Origin of the sequence: Actinoplanes xinjiangensis, from assembly GCF_003148685.1 — a bacterium.
GTDB lineage: Bacteria > Actinomycetota > Actinomycetes > Mycobacteriales > Micromonosporaceae > Actinoplanes > Actinoplanes xinjiangensis.
Map to the genome: position 1 here is coordinate 14,601 of NZ_QGGR01000015.1, position 16,178 is coordinate 30,778.

The 16,178-nt window shown below is 69.0% G+C and carries 13 protein-coding genes and 1 riboswitch; of the genes, 5 read left to right on the plus strand and 8 right to left on the minus strand.

Translation table 11 applies throughout. The features are described from left to right. Positions 1-7: 7 nt before the first annotated feature. The 4 genes from BC793_RS29390 to BC793_RS29405 all read right to left on the minus strand — a co-directional run bounded on the left by BC793_RS29390 (position 8) and on the right by BC793_RS29405 (position 4,827). Positions 8-1,657 (minus strand): Na+/H+ antiporter, encoded by a 1,650-nt coding sequence (locus tag BC793_RS29390; RefSeq protein ID WP_109598415.1) that lies wholly within the window; start codon positions 1,655-1,657, stop codon positions 8-10. A gap of 4 nt (positions 1,658-1,661) precedes the next feature. Continuing rightward, positions 1,662-2,237, minus strand: a complete 576-nt coding sequence (locus tag BC793_RS29395; protein WP_109598418.1) for a DUF4142 domain-containing protein — start codon at positions 2,235-2,237, stop codon at positions 1,662-1,664. A gap of 74 nt (positions 2,238-2,311) precedes the next feature. Beyond that, positions 2,312-3,772 (minus strand): adenosylhomocysteinase, encoded by a 1,461-nt coding sequence (ahcY, locus tag BC793_RS29400; protein ID WP_109598420.1) that lies wholly within the window; start codon positions 3,770-3,772, stop codon positions 2,312-2,314. Between the two features lie 18 nt (positions 3,773-3,790). Then, positions 3,791-3,885: riboswitch (S-adenosyl-L-homocysteine riboswitch) on the minus strand. Positions 3,886-3,918: 33 nt separating this feature from the next. Beyond that, positions 3,919-4,827, minus strand: a complete 909-nt coding sequence (locus BC793_RS29405; RefSeq protein WP_109598422.1) for a hypothetical protein — start codon at positions 4,825-4,827, stop codon at positions 3,919-3,921. Between the two features lie 183 nt (positions 4,828-5,010). Between BC793_RS29405 and BC793_RS29410 the strand changes: the two genes are divergently transcribed. From BC793_RS29410 to BC793_RS29420, 3 genes are all read left to right on the plus strand, one after another. Further along, positions 5,011-7,002 (plus strand): glycosyl hydrolase family 28-related protein, encoded by a 1,992-nt coding sequence (locus tag BC793_RS29410; protein ID WP_109598424.1) that lies wholly within the window; start codon positions 5,011-5,013, stop codon positions 7,000-7,002. Positions 7,003-7,147: 145 nt separating this feature from the next. After that, the gene (locus BC793_RS29415; protein WP_239170288.1) at positions 7,148-8,035 is read left to right on the plus strand and encodes an NAD-dependent epimerase/dehydratase family protein; all 888 of its coding nucleotides are present in this window, start codon (positions 7,148-7,150) and stop codon (positions 8,033-8,035) included. 83 nt (positions 8,036-8,118) lie between these two features. Continuing rightward, a complete protein-coding gene (locus tag BC793_RS29420) occupies positions 8,119-8,718 on the plus strand; it encodes a LuxR C-terminal-related transcriptional regulator (protein WP_239170289.1) in 600 nt (199 codons plus the stop codon). A gap of 9 nt (positions 8,719-8,727) precedes the next feature. Here the strand turns inward: BC793_RS29420 and BC793_RS52420 are convergent, their stop codons facing one another. Next, positions 8,728-9,627 (minus strand): MFS transporter, encoded by a 900-nt coding sequence (locus tag BC793_RS52420; RefSeq protein WP_275416242.1) that lies wholly within the window; start codon positions 9,625-9,627, stop codon positions 8,728-8,730. Continuing rightward, positions 9,609-10,211 carry an MFS transporter gene (locus tag BC793_RS52425; RefSeq protein WP_275416243.1) on the minus strand — a complete coding sequence of 201 codons (603 nt, stop codon included), beginning with the start codon at positions 10,209-10,211 and terminating at the stop codon, positions 9,609-9,611. Before BC793_RS52425 ends, BC793_RS52420 begins: the two co-directional genes overlap by 19 nt. 259 nt (positions 10,212-10,470) lie before the next feature. Between BC793_RS52425 and BC793_RS29430 the strand changes: the two genes are divergently transcribed. Continuing rightward, positions 10,471-12,471 (plus strand): WD40 repeat domain-containing protein, encoded by a 2,001-nt coding sequence (locus BC793_RS29430; RefSeq protein ID WP_109598428.1) that lies wholly within the window; start codon positions 10,471-10,473, stop codon positions 12,469-12,471. Between the two features lie 178 nt (positions 12,472-12,649). Continuing rightward, positions 12,650-12,865 carry a DUF397 domain-containing protein gene (locus tag BC793_RS29435; RefSeq protein ID WP_109598430.1) on the plus strand — a complete coding sequence of 72 codons (216 nt, stop codon included), beginning with the start codon at positions 12,650-12,652 and terminating at the stop codon, positions 12,863-12,865. A 55-nt stretch (positions 12,866-12,920) separates the two neighbouring features. Here the strand turns inward: BC793_RS29435 and BC793_RS29440 are convergent, their stop codons facing one another. Both BC793_RS29440 and BC793_RS29445 read right to left on the minus strand, forming a co-directional pair. Beyond that, positions 12,921-14,411 (minus strand): calcium-binding protein, encoded by a 1,491-nt coding sequence (locus BC793_RS29440; RefSeq protein ID WP_109598431.1) that lies wholly within the window; start codon positions 14,409-14,411, stop codon positions 12,921-12,923. Beyond that, positions 14,408-16,006: an FG-GAP repeat protein gene (locus tag BC793_RS29445; protein WP_109598433.1), complete on the minus strand. Its 1,599-nt coding sequence runs from the start codon at positions 16,004-16,006 to the stop codon at positions 14,408-14,410. Before BC793_RS29445 ends, BC793_RS29440 begins: the two co-directional genes overlap by 4 nt. Positions 16,007-16,178 lie beyond the last annotated feature (172 nt).

Genomic DNA, 16,178 nt, shown 5'->3' on the forward strand with positions numbered 1-16,178 from the left:
GGATGTATCACTCTTTCGGCCGCTTCGGGAGGACCAGCTCCTCATGGTCCAGTTCCCGGTTGAGCACCCGCAGGCTCTCGTCGGCGAGCCGGCCGGCGTCCCGCCAGCGCAGCAGTTCCTCGCGCTCGGCGTCGATCACCGCCTGCCGGACCATCAGGGCCGCCTCGTACTGCGGTGACTTCGGCAGGTCGGTCGACTCCACCTGGTCCAGCAGATCCAGTCGCCGCCGGTAGCGGTCCAGGCGGACCTGGAGCTGTCGGCGCATCGTCTCGATCGCCTCGTCCTCGACGTGGTCGTGCTGCTCCTCCTGGATGTCGTCGAGCCGGTGCAGCGCCGCCTGCACGGCGGCCGAGCGGGCCTCGTTGCGCAGCCGGGCCTTGTCCTTCTGGTTGGCGCGCAGGCCCAGCCGGCGAACCAGCAGCGCGAAGGTCAGGCCCTGGCCGACCAGGGTGACCAGCACGACGATCAGGGCACAGAAGACCATCAGGCTGTGGTTGGGGAACGATGTCGGAATGATCCAGACGGCCGCCAGCGTGATCACACCACGGGTTCCGGCCCAGCTCAGAGCGGTCACCTCGCGCGCGGAGAGCGGCTCCTCCTTGGCCTTGCCCTCGGGCACGTCGAGGTCGTCGTCCTGCTGCCCGCCGAGCCGTAGGTGCAACTGGCGGGGCAGCAGCTGGGTGAGGACCAGCCAGATCGGGCGGACTAGCAGCACGACACCGAGCGTGATGCCCACCGCGATGCCGATCTCGGTCCACGTGTAGGGCTTGAGCGCTATCAGGACGTCCTTGACCTGGATACCGATCAGCAGGAAGACCGCGCCCTCCAGCAGGAAGTCGATCAGCCGCCAGACCGCGGCGGTCTGCAGCCGGCTCGCCCCGGTGGTGTAGCGCGGTGTGTCGTGGCCGATGATCAGGCCGGCCACGACGACCGCCAGCACACCGGAGAACATGTGGTTGTGCTCGGCGATCGCGAAGGCGGCGAGCGGCGTGATGATCGACAGTGCGTTGGCGCTCAGCGGATCCGCCCGCAACGGCTTCAGGAACCGCACGATGTAGGCGGTGGCGACACCGATGAGCACACCGCCGGCCGCCGAGATGACGAACTTGCCGACCGCGTTCTCGTAGGAGAATTCGTCGACGTTGCTCTGCGCGGCGATCGCCACGGTGAGCAGGGTCAGCGCGGTCGCGTCGTTGAGCAGGCCCTCACCCTGGATCAGAGTGATCAGTTTGCCCGGCAGCCCGGCCTTGCGCCCGACCGCGAGAGCCGCGACCGGGTCCGGCGGGGCGACCGCCGCACCCAGCGCGATGCCGGTGGCGAGAGTCGCCCCGGTCACCCAGAACGAGAAACCGAACCCGATGAGCAACGCGGTGATCAGGACCAGGAAGACCGACAGGCTGATCACCGTACGCATGTTGCGCCGGATGTCGAGGAGTGAAGAATCCAGCGCCGCGTTGTAGAGCAGCGGCGGCAGGACGAACATCAGGATGAAGTCCTCGTCCAGCCGCAGGTTGGGCAACGGGGTGTAGGAGTAGATGACGCCGACCAGTGTCAGCAGAACCGCGGCGGGGAGACCGGTCCTCTCCGTGATCCAGTGGACCACGATGATCACCGCGACTGCTCCCAGCGCGAATAGCAGGATCGGCTCGTAGTTCATTCGATCATTGTCGCGGCTGCTCTGCGGCGAGTCGGTCGCGGGCTGCGGTCAGCGCGGCACGGTTCTGCTCGATCGTCGGAGTGGCGTCCGCGACGATTTTCCCGATCGACGGGTCGGTGCTGACAGTCAGCACGAGCCGGGCCAGCTTGGCCGCCCGCTCGTAGCCGGACAGCTGGGTATCGATGAACAGCGAGTCGAATCCGGCGCCGGACGCGGCCAGATACTGCTCGGCGAGCGCCAGCTGCTCCGAGTTCGGCTCCGTCGGCAGGCGCACCCCGAGAGCCTCGGCAACCTGCTTGACCTGCACATCAAGCTTCTTGTGGTACGTCGCGAACCGCTTGCCGAGTTTGCGGACGGTCCGGTTGTCGCTCTTGCGGGCGGCCAGCCTGCCGGCCGTGATCTGGGCCAGGTTGCCCTGGTGCACGGCGATCAGGAACTCCGCCTCCGGGCTGACCGGCCGGGCCGCCACGGCGGTGTGCCGGCCGTTCTCCGGCCGGGCCGGGGATGCCATCGCGGGACCGGAGGAGAGGCCGATCAGGGCTACGACACCCCACGTAAAGATCTTGTGACTGAAAGGCATAATCGCAGCATAAGCGGGTGAAAAGGGACGCGCCCGATCATCCGTGGATGACCGGGCGCGTCGCGGTGCGCGAATCAGTACCGGTAGTGCTCCGGCTTGAACGGGCCCTCGACGTCGACGCCGAGGTACTCCGCCTGCTTCTTGGTGAGGGTGGTCAGCCGGACGCCGAGCGCGTCCAGGTGCAGCCGGGCCACCTTCTCGTCCAGGTGCTTCGGCAGCACGTAGACCTGCTTCTCGTACGCCTCCGGCTTGGTCCAGAGCTCGATCTGGGCCATCACCTGGTTGGTGAACGAGTTCGACATCACGAAGCTGGGGTGGCCGGTCGCGTTGCCCAGGTTCATCAGGCGACCCTCGGACAGGATGATCACCGAGTGCCCGTCCGGGAAGCGCCACTCGTGCACCTGCGGCTTGATCTCGACCTTCTCGATGCCGGCGACCTTGGCCAGCCCGGCCATGTCGATCTCGTCGTCGAAGTGCCCGACGTTGCCGACGATCGCGTTGTGCTTCATCGCCGACAGGTGCTCGACGGTGATGATGTCGGTGCCGCCGGTGGTGGTGATGAAGATGTCGGCCTCACCGACCACGTCCTCGAGCCGGACGACCTGCATGCCGTCCATCGCCGCCTGCAGCGCGCAGATCGGGTCGACCTCGGTGACGACGACGCGGGCGCCCTGGCCGCGCAGCGTCTCCGCCGAGCCCTTGCCGACGTCGCCGTAACCGCAGACCACGGCCAGCTTGCCACCGAGCATCACGTCGGTCGCGCGGTTGAGGCCGTCGACCAGCGAGTGGCGGATGCCGTACTTGTTGTCGAACTTGCTCTTGGTGACCGCGTCGTTGACGTTGATCGCCGGGAAGAGGAGCGTGCCCTCCTTGGCCAGCTTGTAGAGCCGGGCCACACCGGTGGTGGTCTCTTCGGTGACACCCTTGATCTCGGCCGCGATCTTGGTGAAACGGCCCTTGTCGGAGGCCAGGCTCGCGCGCAGCGTCTCCAGGATGATCGAGTACTCGTGGTTGTCGTTCTCGGTGGTCTGCGGCACCGCGCCGGCCGCCTCGAACTCGACACCCTTGTGCACCAGCAGGGTGGCGTCACCGCCGTCGTCGAGGATCATGTTCGGACCGCGGCCGTCGCCGAAGTCGAACAGGCGCATGGTCGCCCACCAGTACTCCTCCAGCGTCTCGCCCTTCCAGGCGAAGACCGGGACACCGACCGGGGCGTCGACCGTCCCGGTGGGGCCGACGACGACCGCGGCGGCCGCCTCGTCCTGGGTGGAGAAGATGTTGCAGGACACCCAGCGGACCTCGGCGCCGAGCGCGACCAGGGTCTCGATCAGGACGGCGGTCTGCACGGTCATGTGCAGCGAGCCGGCGATCCGGGCGCCACTGAGCGGCTTGCTGTCACCGAACTCGGTGCGCAGCGACATCAGGCCGGGCATCTCGTGCTCGGCCAGACGGAGCTGGTGGCGGCCGGCCTCGGCCAGCGACAGGTCGGCGACCGCGAAGTCGAGACCGTTGACGGATCGAAGTTTGTCGCTCATGAAAAGAGGGCTCCTCCCTCTCAGGAGGCGCCCTTGCGTCAAGAAACCCCAACCGAGCGTGGCGGGCGGCCGTCTCATCGACAGCGGAGCCCGTTGCAGCGCCTCTCGGTAGAGCCGGAAACCACTTTAACGCGCGTCCGGCAAGATCACATCCGCCGGAGTGTTCCGTCGGTGTCCGTAATCACATACGTTCCGTCACCAAGCGTATCCAGATCGTATTGGTTGATGGTGGTGACCTCGAGCTCGCCGAGGACCTCGCCGGTGCGGGCGTCGATCCGGAAATGCCGCCACCAATCGGTGTCCTCCGCCTCGTCCACCCCGAAGACGACCGCGATGACGGTGTCGTCGTCCAGGAAGCCGGGGCTCCACTCCAGGAAGAGGTCGTCCTCGTCCTCGCCGAAACCGAAGTCCGGCAGCGTGACCTTGAAAAGGGTGTCCCCGCTGGGGAACTCGTGCACGATCAGATCGTCGCTGTCCTGGCCGACGGTGACGAACCGGGTCTCGTCCGGGGAGACGCCGTGCAGTGAGCGGTCGCCCCAGCCGTAGTCGTGCGGGCGGGAGTCCGGCCCGGCGAGGTAGATCTGGATGCCGTCCTGTCCCTCGCCGACCTCCAGCAGCATCCGGCCGTCACGCAGCGCGAACTGGTCGCCGCCGTGGCCCACGGTCGGCAGCTCGTGCCGGGTGCGCACCGCACCGGTCGCGGCGTCCAGCGCGATCCACTCGTCGTCCCGGCCGCGGTCGGCCATGGCGTTCGGCGCGTAGACCCAGACCAGGCTGTCGTCGTGGGAGAGCGCGACATCGGTGTAGGAGACGCCGCACTTCGGCCCGCGGGCGCCCAGCTCGAAGCGCCACTCCTCGCGCCCCGCCGGATCGACCTTCAGCACGGCCGTGTCGGTCGCGTAGAACAGCCGGTCCCGCGAGACGGGGACGGCGTGCCCCTCGCTCCCCGGCTCCTTGAAGGTGCTTCGCGGCGGGACGGGGAAGGTCCGGACCAGGTTCAGCTCGGCGTCGTAGACCTCGACACCATGATCGTTCTTGCGGGAGAGGACGCGCACGCGGGCAGCGTAGCGCGGGTTCGAACCGTCACGCGATGGAGCGAGAAAACATCAAGAGGCGCCGGTAAATTGCGAGTCACTGCAAGAAGGAGGCAGAAACTTGAAATACTGCGACAGGTCATTGTGAGGTAGATCTCCGTACATCTATCGTCGGCTCACCTTCCTCGACGAAAAGAGCCTTCGATGTCCTCTGACGAGAGGCGGTCCGGCGTTCCACCGCGCTGGTCCGTCCTTCTTCTCGGCGTGGTGCTCGCCGCCACCGGCATCCCGTACGCCGCCCAGGCCGCTCCCGCCGCCACCGAGATCACCCGGGCCGCGCTCGATCCCGCACTGCTCACCGGGCGGGGTGCACCGGTCGCCTTCCTGGAGCAGGAGGCCGAGCACGCGGCCACCAACGGAACGGTGATCGGGCCGGACCGCACCGCGTACACGCTGCCCGCCGAGGCCTCCGGCCGGTCCGCGGTCACCCTCGACCCGGGCGAGTGGGTGGAGTTCACCCTGCCCCGGGCGGCCAACGCGATCACCGTGCGCTACAGCATCCCGGACGCTCCGGCCGGTGGCGGGATCACCGCGCCGCTGACCGTCGGTACCCGGCACGGCACCCGCACCATGACGCTGACCTCGCAGTACTCCTGGCTCTACAACCAGTACCCGTTCACGAACGACCCGCGGGCGGACCTGCTGCACCCGGACTGGTGGATCACCGAGTGCCAGTGCGTGCCGGCCGCCACCACCCCGGCCCCGGTGATCGCCAGACCGTTCCGGCCGGCCCACTTCTACGACGAGCAGCGGCTGCTCCTCGGGCACACCCACCGGGCCGGTGACCGGATCCGGCTCACCGCGCGCAGCGTGCCCACCACGATCGACCTGCTCGACTCGGAGCTCGTCGGGCCACCGAAGGTCGACCTGACCGCGGTGAACCCGCTGTTCTTCGGCGCCGACCCGACCGGGCGCCGGGACGCGGCACCCGCCATCGAGCGGGCCATCGCGTACGCCGGGAAGGCCCACCGCAAGGTCTACCTGCCGCCGGGCGTCTACCAGGTGAACCGGCACATCGTCGTCGACGACGTGACCATCACCGGGGCCGGCAACTGGTACACGATCATCAAGGGCCGCGAGGTCGCCCTGGACCAGCCGGCGCCGGACGGGTCGGTGCACACCGGAGTCGGCTTCTACGGCAGGAGCGCGGCCGAGGGCGGCAGCCGCAACGTGCATCTGTCGGGATTCGCGATCCAGGGCGACGTACGGGAGCGGATCGACACCGACCAGGTCAACGGCGTCGGCGGGGCGATGAGCGACTCGACCGTCGACGGCCTGTACATCCAGCACACGAAGGTGGGCCTCTGGTTCGACGGCCCGATGTCGAACACGAGGGTGACGAACAACGTCATCGTCGACCAGATCGCCGACGGCCTCAACTTCCACACCGGGGTCACCGGCTCGCTGGCCCGCGGCAACTTCGTCCGGAACACCGGCGACGACGCGCTGGCCATGTGGGCGGAGAAGACCACGAACAGCGGCAACACCTTCGACCGCAACACCGTCCAGTCGCCGACCCTGGCCAACGGCATCGCGATCTACGGCGGCCGGGACACCACCGTGTCGAACAACCTGATCGCCGACCCGGTCCGGGAGGGCAGCGCGCTGCACGCCGGGACCCGGTTCGCCGCCGAGCCGTTCACCGGGTTCCTGCGGTTCACGAACAACACCACGGCACGCGCCGGCACGTTCGAGCTGAACTGGCGGATCGGGCTCGGGGCGATCTGGTTCTACAGCCTGGAGGACGGCTTCGACGCGGACGTACGGGTGACCGGCGACCACTACCTGGACAGCACCTACAACGCGATCATGCTGGTCGCCGAGTGGGGCGTGAAGGATCTCCACTCGATCGACGGGATCAGGTTCAAGGACATCCGGGTCGACGGTACGGGCACGAGCGTGCTCAGCGCCCGCGCCGGTGGGTCCGCGTCCTTCGAGAACGTCGACGCCCGCAACGTCGGGGCGGTCGGCGTGAACAACTGCGGCCGGTTCGGGTTCCCCGCGACCGGCTCCGAGTTCGGTCTCACCGATCTCGGCGGCAACGACGGCGGCTGGCTCGCGCCGTACCTGCCGAACGCCATCACGTGTGACGACCGCCCGCCGGTCGTCGCGCCGCCGCCGCCCTCGGATTGGTGAAAGGCGAGACGTCCTCGCCCGGCCGTGGCGACCACAGAGTGTCGCCACGGCCGCTCCGGGTAATAACGGTACGAGCAGTTGGGTTCCGGGCACCTGCCACAGGTAGCCTGGTCGGCGCTGCGTGGACCGGAAGATGGGAAGTACGTTGAGCCGAACCCTGTTGGTCACCGGTGGTGCCGGATTCGTCGGTAGCTCCTTGATCAGGTCGCTGCTGAACGACTTCCCCGATGCGACGGTCGTCTCGCTGGACAACTACTTCACCGGCACGCCGGAGAACCACGTCCACGATCCGCGGATCACCTACATCGACGGGTCGACCAGCGACATCGCCAAGATCTGGGCGGATCGTGGTCTCCCCGCGCCGGAGCTCGTCTTCCACCTCGGTGAGTACTCCCGCATTCCGCAGTCGTTCGAGGACCACGACCTGACCTGGGACTTCAACCTCCTCGGCACCAAGGAGGTGGTCAAGTTCACGGCGGGGCACGGCGCGAAACTGATCTACGCCGGGTCCAGCTCGAAATTCGGCAACGACGGTGAGGACGAGAACCTCAATCCGTACGCGTGGACCAAGGCCAAGAACATCGAGTACATCAAGAACTACTCGAACTGGTACGGGCTGGACTACGCGATCGCGTACTTCTACAACGTCTACGGCCCCGGCCAGATCACCCAGGGCAAGTACGCCACGGTGATCGGCATCTTCGAGCGCCAGTTCCTCGCCGGCGAGCCGCTGACCGTGGTGTCCCCGGGCACCCAGACCCGCGACTTCACCCACATCGACGACATCGTCCGCGGCCTCGTGCTGGTCGCCCGCGGTGGCACCGGCGACGGCTACCTGCTCGGCACCGGTTGCGAGTGGCCGCTGGCCAAGGTCGCCGAGATGTTCGGCACCGAGTTCACGCTCATCCCGGAACGGCGCGGCGAGCGGGTCCGTGGTCAGGCCGACACCACCAAGGCCAACGGCCTGGGCTGGCACCCGGAGAAGCGGCTCGACGAGTACATCGCCGAGTTCGTGGCCGCACACCCCCGCTGAAACGGAGTTCCGGGCCGGTGAGGAATGATTCGCCGCCGACTGGGCATCCCGGGGCCATGCGGAACGGGATCAGGATTGCCATCGTGTCCGGTCACGCCACCCTGGTGCGTGACCTCGAACAGTCAATCCCCGAGGCCACCGGGGGCCGGGCCGCCGTCGCCGGAGCGGGCGACGGCTCCGACGTGGCCGGGTTGCTGCGAGAACCCGTACCCGATCTGGTTCTCGTCGATCTGATGCCACCGGGCGGGGTCGCGGCGATCGCGGCGGCCCGGGCCGCCGCACCGAAGACCCGGATCCTGGCGCTGGCCGGCGACGGTGACCCGGCGGCCGAGCTGGAGGCTCTGCGCGCCGGGGCGTCCGGGATCCTGCCGCGCGGTGACGAGGCGGTCCCACCGCTGCTGGCCGCTCTGGAGGGCTGGGCGGTGGTGCCGACCGCGCTGCTCGCGTCGCTGGTGGACCGGCCCGGCCGGCCGCCCGCGCAGGCCACGACGGCCCAGCTCGACGAGAACGACCAGCGGCTGCTGCGCCTGATCGCCTCCGGGTCCTCGACGAGCGAGATCGCCGGCGTGCTGCACGTCTCCGACCGTACGGTCAAACGCCTGACCGCCGCCCTGTTGCGGAAGATGCACGTCTCCAGTCGCACCGAGGCCGCCGCTGTCGCCGGCAGCGCCGGCCTCGTGTGACCGGACCACTCAGCCGGTGGCGCGTGGCCGCGTCGTGACCGCCGACAGCGGCGTGGCCACCTCCTCCAGGGACTTGCCCTCGGCGTCGATGCCGATGAACGCCTCGACGATGCCGCCGACCACCATCACCCCGGCGCCGATCAGGAAGCCGATGAACAACTTGCCCGGGTCGTCGCCCTCGCCGATCAGTGCGCCGTAGAAGACCGGGCCGATCGCGCCGAAGCACTGGGCGATCGCGAAGAACACCGCGATGGCCTGGGCACGGATCTCCAGCGGGAAGATCTCACTGACCGTCAGGTACGCCGAACTGGCCCCCGCCGACGCGAAGAAGAAGATGACGCTCCAGGCGATCGTCTGGGTGATCGCGTTCAGTGCGCCCTGGTGGAAGAGCACCGCGGTGATCGCCAGCAGAGCGCCGGACAGCAGGTACGTGCCGGAGATCATCTTGCGGCGGCCGACCGTGTCGAAGAGCCGGCCGATGGTGAGCGGGCCGACCAGGTTGCCGACCGCGAACGCCACCAGGTACAGCGGTGCGGCCTTCTCGTCCACGCCGAAGAACTTGGTGAGCACCATCGTGTAGGTGAAGAAGATCGCGTTGTACAGGAACGACTGCGTGATCATCAGGGTGGCACCCAGCGTCGACCGCGCCGGATAGACCCGGAAGAGCACCCTGAGCAACGACAGGTAACCGTGCGGCCTGGTGGGCCGGATGTCGATCGCCTTCGAGTCGTCCAGCGGCTCCAGCGTCTGCCCGGCGGCCTCGGCGGCCCGCTCGATCCGGGCGATGTTCTCCTCGGCCTCCGCTTCCCGGCCGTGCATGACCAGCCAGCGCGGGCTCTCCGGCAGGTGCCGGCGCAGACCCCAGATCGCCACACCGATGACCGGGCCGATCAGGAAGGGATCCGCCACGCCCAGTTCAGGTCCACGTTGTTGAGCAGGATGTACGTGCCGAGGGTGCCGATGATGGCGCCACCCCAGTAGGTGCCGTTCACCCCGATGTCGACGCGGCCGCGGTACTTGGCCGGCATCATCTCGTCGATCGCCGAGTTGATCGCGGCGTATTCGCCGCCGATGCCGGCGCCCGCTATGAACCGGGTGAGATACAGGAAGACCAGAGCTGCCGGACCGTTACCCCAGGTCAATGCGGTGAGCGCGTTGCCTCCGAGATAGACGGCCAGGGTGACGATGAAGAGGTTCCGGCGGCCGAGGGCGTCGGAGAGCCGACCGAAGAACAGTGCGCCGAAGACCTCACCGAGCAGGTAGACGGTGGCGATCAGGCCGACCTGTGTCGAACTCAGGGCCAGCGTCTCCTGCTCGGCCAGCACCGGGCCGACCGCGCTGGCCACGGTGATCTCGAGTCCGTCGAGGACCCAGGCGGTCCCGAGCGCGAGGATGATCCGGGTGTGGAACGGTGACCAGCTGAGCCGGTCGATACGTGCCGGGATGAGACTGCGAATGGTCTCCGATCCGGAGGCCGGGACGGTTTGCGCCATGAACGCACCTCCACTTGCGTGATGTGCCTCACGGCATACCCAGCACTCTCACAGCTACCCGTCGATCTGCAAGATCCTCAGGTGCTCCGGGACGTCGCGTCGCTACGGGACCGACTCATCCGTTCGGATGATCAACAAACCGTGGTTTCCGGCCTAGGCTCGGCGCACGGGGCCATCTGCCGAAATCGATGTTCGGGGTCCCCTGGGCGATGCCCGAGTGCTTCACCGTCACCAAACCATCCACGGGGGACCCATCACCATGCGAACGACGATTGCGGCCGCCTCGGCAGCCGCCGTTCTCGGGACGGTCGTCTTCGCCGGCGCCGCACCGGCCGCCGCCGATTCGACCAAGCTCCTGCCGATCCGGGCCGCCGACAACCTGATCGTCGACAGTGGCCGCCAGCGGCTCCTGCTCAGCGACGAATCGTCCGGGATCGTGGCTCTCGGCTACGACGGGACGGTCGCCGGGCGGTACGCGCTGCCCGGCGTCAGCGACCTCTTCCTGACCCGCGACGCGGCCCGGCTCTACGCCGCCGTCCCGGCCGAACACAAGATCGTGGCACTCGACGCGGAGACCCTCCAGCGGGTCGGCGACTACCCGGTCGGTGACACGGTCCTGCCGTACCACCTGGTCGCCACCAGCGGGAAGATCTGGTTCGGATACAGCGACAAGCCGGCGGGATCGTTCTCCGGCAAGGAGAACATCGGATCGCTGGACGTGTCCGGTGAGTCCCCGGTCGTCGCGCTGGACCTGGGCGACCCGAAATGGGACGACCCCTGGTACGACAAGGCGCCCCGGCTCGCGGCCGCCGCCGGCGACGCCGGCCGGATCGCCGTCGCCGGCGTGCAGCAGGATGCGGTCCTCGACGTGTCCGACGGCACCGCGAAGGTGGTCGCCCGGGTCGACGCGATCAGCGTCAGCAGTGAGAAGCAGGACGTCGGGTTGTCGCCGGACGGCGAGCTGATGGCGACCACCGTCTACGGCGAGTACGCCGCCAGGCTTCGGCGTACGTCCGATCTGGAGGAGGTCCGGCGGCTGCCGGTCGAGGGCGGCTCGACCGCGCTCGACTTCGCCGCCGACGGCACCGTGGCGGTCGGCGCCGGCGGCGTCTATGACCCTGACGTGTACGTCTTCGCCAGTGGATCGAGCACCGCGGTCCGGAACTACGAGTTCGGGAACTCCAGCGACAACAGCAGCGGTGGGGACCGGCTCGCCAGGGACGCGGTCGCCTGGGAGCCCGGCGGCAGCCGCCTGTTCGCGATCTCCTCGAACCACGAGGGCGAGTTCACCCTGCGGGTCTTCACCGAACCGCGGAAGTCGCAGCCCACCCTCGCCCTGACCGGACCGTCGACGGCGGCCCGGGCCCGGGCGCTCACCGTCAGCGGCACCCTGGCGGCGTCGCTGGCCCTGCCCGCCGGCACCCCGGTGACCGTCACCCGGACCGACGCCGAGACGCCGGGCGGTGTCTCGCTCGGCACCAGGACGATCACCGCGTCCGGCGGCTTCTCGTTCACCGACACCCCGCAGGCCGGTGGCCGGGTCACCTACCGGGTCGCCTACGCCGGTGACGAGACCCGTCTCGCGGTCAGCGCCACCCACGCCGTCGAGGTCGCCCGGACCACGCCGTCGCTGGCGCTGAACAACAACGGCAAGGTCTACCACTACGGCCAGAACGTTCCGTTCACCGCGTACCTCGGCGCCACCTACAAGAACCGGGTCGTCGAGTTCTACGCCGACCCGTGGGGCGGCGACCTGGGCCGGCGCCGGATCGGCAAGGCGACGGTCAACAGCAAGGGGTACGCCTACGCGTCCCTGAAGGTGTACCGCAACACCGGCGTCCAGGCCGTCTTCGCCGGTGACACCCGGTTCGCGCCGCGGACGGTCGCGGCCACCGTGTACAGCCGGGTGCCGGTCTCGCTGAAGCTCAGCAAGTACTACAGGACCGGGAAGATCGGCAGCCGGACCTACCGGTACTACCGGAAGACCGGTAAGCCGACCTTCCTCGTCACCATGCCCCGTTACACGAAACGGACGGCGTACATCCGTGCCGACATCTGGTACCAGGGCCGGTGGCACCTCGCGTTCGAGGGCGACGTCCCGGTGAACGCCAAGGGCCAGGCCGGCGCGTACATCTCGTCGGTCAAGGGACTCGCGGGGTACCGGTTCCGGATCCGCGCCGCGTACCGTAACGGCGCCTCCGGCGACAGCGTCAACTACACGACGTACACGGCCTACCAGTACTTCACCGTCAGCAGGTAGACCGGACCGTTCTCGGCATGCGGCCTCTCCCGAACGGGAGAGGCCGCATGCGGTCTATCCACAACATGTCAGGTCACTCCCCCGAAAGAGGGCGCCTCGATAGCGTTCACCTGAACGCGGCCTCCCTCGGCGCGGGAGGCTGCTGTTTGCTGGGAAGTGACTTTCCTGAGGGGGCACCGTGAGCGAGAAGACCTATGCCGCGTCGTTCGATGCCGAGGCCGCCGAGTGGCTCCGGTCGGGGGGACCCGGCGGGGAGTATGTGGAGATCGCCCGGCTGCCGGACGGCGGCGCCGCGATGCGCAACTCGACCGATCCGGCGACGATCCTGTTCTTCACCAAGGCGGAGTGGGACGCGTTCACCGGCGGCGTGCACGACGGAGAGTTCGACCTCTGACGCGCGGAGAGGGGGCCGGTCGATCGACCGGCCCCCTCTGGGCGCTGACGGGTGATCAGCTCGCGCTGGTGCTCTCGCAGTTCGCCCGGTCGCCGGTGCCGTAGTACTCGTGCAGGCAGGCGTCGGTGCCGTCACCGCCGTCGAGCGAGTAACGGCTGTACGTCTCGGAACCGCCGCCGTACAGGGTGTCGTCACCGGCCTCACCGAAGACGCGGTCGAGACCCGTGCGGGAGCTGTCGTCGGCGTGCAGGGTGTCGTTGCCGGCGCCGCCGCGGATAACGTCCGCGCCGGCCGAGCCGTGGATCAGGTTGTCGCCGCCGTTGCCGGTCAGCAGGTCGGCGGCCCAGCCGCCCCACAGGCTCTCCACGTCGGCACCGATGGTGTCCTGCTCGTTGCCGGAGCCGTCGTCACCGATCTGGCCGTCCAGGTCGGCCTCCACCGGCACCAGGCGGTAACCGTAGTCGGCGGTGTCGACGCCGGATCCGCCGTACAGCAGGTCGTTGCCGTAGTCGGCGGAGATCTGGTCGTCGCCGGCACCGCCGTACAGCCGGTCGTTGCCCGTACCCTCACCGCCGGACAGCTGGTCGTCGCCGCCCAGTCCGTACAGGGTGTCGTGGCCCTCGCCGCCCTCCAGACCGTTGTTCGCGGCGTTGCCGGCCAGCCAGTCGTTGCCCTTGCCGCCGCGCAGCGACTCCACATCGGTGCCGATCGAGTCGCCCTCGCCGGTCTGACCGTCGTCACCGGCCCTGCCGTCCAGGTCGGCGGCGACCGCCCGGCTACGGGCCATGTACTCGACCGTGTCCCACCCGGTGCCGCCGTGGATGCCGTCGCGGGCCACGCCGTTCCAGCCGCCCTGCCAGAAGCTGTCGGAGCCGTCGTCACCGTAGAGGGCGTCCCGGCCGGTGCCCTCGTCGAACATGTCGTCGCCGGGACCACCACGGACCACGTCGTTGCCGGCGCCCGGGTCGATCCGGTCGTTGCCGGCCTCGCCGTGGATGGTGTCGGTGTTGCCGCCACCCTTGATGTTGTCGTCGCCGGGCCCGCCGTACACCACGTTCGTGCCGTAGCCGGGGTAGATGTAGTCGTTGCCGCCGCCGCCGTGGATGGTGTCCCGCTCGTCGCCGCCGTACAGGTCCTCGCGGCGCGGACCGCCGACCACCGTGTTGGTGCCGCTGCCGGGCCGGATCGAGAGGCCCAGATCGGCGCGGTTGACGATCGTGTCGTTCAGGTCGTAGGTCTGGATGCTGCCCCAGGTCGGCGTGCCCGAGGTGGTACAGCGGACCCGGGTCTTGTCCCCGGTGACCTGCCGACAGCCCGCGCCCGGCTTGATCGTCACCCGGTCGTCGATGATCACCGTGTTGCCGGACCGGGTGATCGTCACGTGGTTGACCCGCTTGGCGGCGGCCTTGAACAGGATCTGGGTCCGGTTGACCACCTGCGCCGTGCCGGTGGTCGCGGCCTCGGCCGGGCCACCGATCGCCAGACCGGTCAGAACGGTGGCCGCCACCAGGCCGGCCCGGAGTGAGTTCATCGAGGTCCTGTTCATGAGGCGAGGGTCTGGCCGTACATGCCGGCGAGACCGCCGAGGAGACGGCCGTCGGTCAGGGTGGCGCTGCCGAGCCCGGAGGGATAGCCGAGGAACCGGGTGACGGTGCCGGTGGGATACCCCTTGGGGTCGCCGGGGATCTCCTCGCTGGGGCTGCTCACCAGGGCGTCGAGTCCGCCGGAGCCGTTCAGGTTGAGCAGCGCCACTGCGGCGCCGAACCGGTCGCCGCGCTCGGCGCCGCCCGGCACCCCGGCCGTCGACTGACTGATCGTGCGGGATCCGACACCGGTCAGGCCGGTGGCCGAGCCGCGCAGCAGGACGACCGTGCCGGCCCCGGCGTTCTCCCCGGGCACCCCGGCCAGCACGTCGGCGCGCCCGTCGCCGGTCACGTCACCGACCGCGATGCTGTCGCCGAACCGGTCGTCGTTCTCGGTGCCGCCGGCCACGCCGGTGCTCTCCTGCGTGACCGCGACGGCGCCGGTGGCGGAGAGCCCGGTGGCCCGGCCCGGGACGGTGAGGACGGCGCCGCCGTAGATGTTGCCGTTGGCGCCCGCCTGCGCACCGGAGACCCCGGAGACGACCTCGCCGTACCCGTCGCCGTTGACGTCGCCGATCGCGAGATCGAGGCCGATCTGCCAGAGGTACAGGTTGCTCTTGTTGATCTTCTTGGTGATCTGGCCCCCGGCGATCATGGTGACCTTCGACATCGACACCCCGGACGGGCCACCCCAGAACTGGGTGATGGTGCCACTGCCCAGGTGATTGGTGTCCGGCCGCTCGTTGACCGCACTGATCACCAGGTCCTGGTGACGGTTCCTGTCTATCCCGCCGATGGCGAGGCTCCAGCCGAACTGGTCCCCGCTCCCGGCCGCACCGGGTACCCCGGCGGTGGCCTGGCTGATCCATCGCGTGCCGCCGCTGCTGACCCCGTTCGCGGTGCCCTTGAGCACCACCACGGCGCCGGCGTCGTTCCGGCCGTTGACGTCCTTCAGCGGGATGCCGATGGCCAGTTCGTCGCGGCCGTCACCGGTGATGTCGCCGGCCGCGAGAGAGATCCCGAAGAAGTCCGACTGCGCGGAGGTGCCGGGCACACCGGCGGTGCTCTGGTTGAAGTGCTGGGCCCGGTCGATCCGGAGCCCGCCGGGACCGCCCGGAATGATCCAGACCGCGCCGGCCGCGTAACCCATGGCGCGCAGGTCCGGCTCGTTGTAGTCGCCGACGGCCAGGTCGTCGTACCGGTCGCCGTTGAAGTTGCCGGCCTCCATCGACGTGCCGAGAGAGGTGGAACCGCCGGGGACCTCGGTCCGCAGCACGTCGCGGTGGGCCGCGGACGAGTAGGCGACGGCGAGGCCGGAGTTGCTGAAGACGGCGACGTCGTCACGGTTGTCGCCGTCGAAGTCGGCACGGGTCGCGCCCTTGCCGGTGGCCGGCCGGGCGGTGACCGGCGTGCGCTCCAGCAACAGGGTGACACCATGCTGGACGGTGTGCGTGGTCGTCGGCGACAGGGCCGGGAGAGCGGCCTCGGCGGCGGGGGTGGACGCCAGCACGGTGGTGGTGGCGACGGCCGCGGCGAGCACGCTACGCGTGTACCTCATGGGTGCTCCTCATTGCTGGGAGCAGCAGATTACGCATTCGTGGAGAGACGTGTGTACCCCGGTGACCAGCCGGTAGATCACGGTTGGGCGACGATCCGCCTTCGTTACGACGTTCCGGAACCGGCTCAACCTTTCGGAGGAGGAGAAGGATCGGTCCGAAGTGGCGGAAAGG